Here is a 2,030-nt window from a genome sequence, read left to right on the forward strand (position 1 = left end):
TATACAAGGTTGAATTTGAAATCCTCCCTTTGCTGATGAACTATCCCTAATTACCACATTACTATAAGACTTTTTTCTTTCGGTAAGTTGATTTATCCTGAACAAAAAAAGAATTATTGAACAGCAACGTCTAGAAAATTTTCCAGTAGATGAGGATGAAGCCAATTATTCGAGACTCTTCCCTTAAATCTAAAGTCTATAGCAATCATTTTTCAGTTTTAATATTTTAGTGGTAATTAGGAGTCAGGAGTTGGGAGTCAGAATATCAAAAGATTTTGATTGCTCTTAATTGTTCTTAAATATCTATTAAAATCATTCCTGATTGCTATAACAGGAAAGTCTCAATACCAAACCATACATTTTCCTATTTTGCACCTCTGTGCTTCCTTACTCCTAATTCCTAAAAAACTTAATTTTGAGGAAGATAATATAAGAGAGTTTTTATCAAAAAAATATTAAGACTTTAAGCGATGGGATGAATTTGTTGAAAAATTAATAATTATAGCTCTTGTTAAATATATCGACTACAGTTGAGACAGGCAACCTAAAAGCATCTTCCTACTTTCCTCAAATCATAATTTTTTCCTTCATTTAATGTAGAAAGGGTCTATCAAAATATTTTTCAAGATCAATAAATCCAACATTCAAGATCCGATTACATTAATTACCGAATAATTAATAATTAATAATTATTAATTAAATAATTCACCGAATATATAATTTTGTACCTACTTTTAATGGCAAGTACATGGGTCATAATTCATGGGTTAAATTACAAAATTATTTACTTGGTTTTGGTGAGAAATTAATTCTGCAAAAGTTCTTTGAATTTGATGACATACCAAAAGACTTATTATCATTTGCTTGTAAATCTTCAGGAATATACAGATTGACATAAAATAAATATGTATTGATCTATCTAAATTTAAAAAATGTTGTTTCGCAAGTTGAAAAGAAGTTAAGAAATTTGGGTGTAGAAGAGATTATTATTAAAACATCGTAATCAAGTAGATAATAATCACAAATTAGGTCTGCTTCAAAAATAAATTACCTTTCAAGTTTCCAGTTATTCATATTAAAAAAGTCTAGATTGAGCTAGAAAATATATTTTAAAAAATCTTCTCAAACATCTTTGTTTTAAATTTTATTTCAGGTAAGAATAGAAAACATTGCAGACCTCAACGACAACTCTCAAATTTTATATATTTTGTATTTGATTAACCAGAGTTTCCCAACATATTCATCTATGGTTTTGAATTATGGCAATTAAAATTTTTAACATTACCCAGAAATTGAATTTTAATTGACTTTCTAAATATTTATAGTACACTTGATGGAGTTTATTCATTTTTATTAAATGATCCTTATTAACAATAGGGAGGATCATCTTTTTTAAGCGTACCTGCCTCAATCTTTTACAAGGACTACTGTTCAATTATTATTGTCGCCTCTTCAGCTTTCCTACCTTCATAGTAAATCACTATATCTATTCAAAAATCAATGGCATATTATCTAAGATTAATCATTACTACATTCACAAAGAAGTTAATAAATTTGGGTGCAGAAGAGATTATTATTAAAACATCTTAGAATGAAATAGCCCTGGGTATGGTTAGTGGTCTACAAGTAGTCATTTTCGCTTGAATAAACCTCCGAATTTAAAATGATTTTTGTGATTTGTTTCCTCTTTCTTTTTTCCATAGGAAATCACCATACCTATTGAAGAATCAATGGGATATTATCTAAGATTAATGATCGCGTTAACCTAGGGAGGCAAAAAATGGAATTAATCACAAATAGGAATGTGCATCAAGAGTATCAACTTTCAAAATTTGATAGTAAAATGGGAGTCTGGCCTTATTATGGTGTTATAAGTTGGTATAAACATCCAATAGATTCTCAGAGATTAAAAATAGCAATTCAACAAATAGTAGATAGTGTGCCAATTTTGGCAGGAAGATTGGTAAAGAAATTGTTTTCTCCATTAAAAGTTGTATGTCACCCACAAAAATCTGGTGTTGGTTTTATTG

At 28.5% G+C, this 2,030-nt stretch carries 1 protein-coding gene; it reads left to right on the forward strand.

What is annotated here, in order from left to right; all coding sequences use genetic code 11:
* Positions 1-1,780 precede the first annotated feature (1,780 nt).
* The coding region (locus F6K22_RS21100) for a hypothetical protein (RefSeq protein ID WP_293102217.1) at positions 1,781-2,030 on the forward strand (250 nt) is incomplete at its 3' end.

The organism is Okeania sp. SIO2F4 (assembly GCF_010672385.1).
GTDB lineage: Bacteria > Cyanobacteriota > Cyanobacteriia > Cyanobacteriales > Microcoleaceae > Trichodesmium.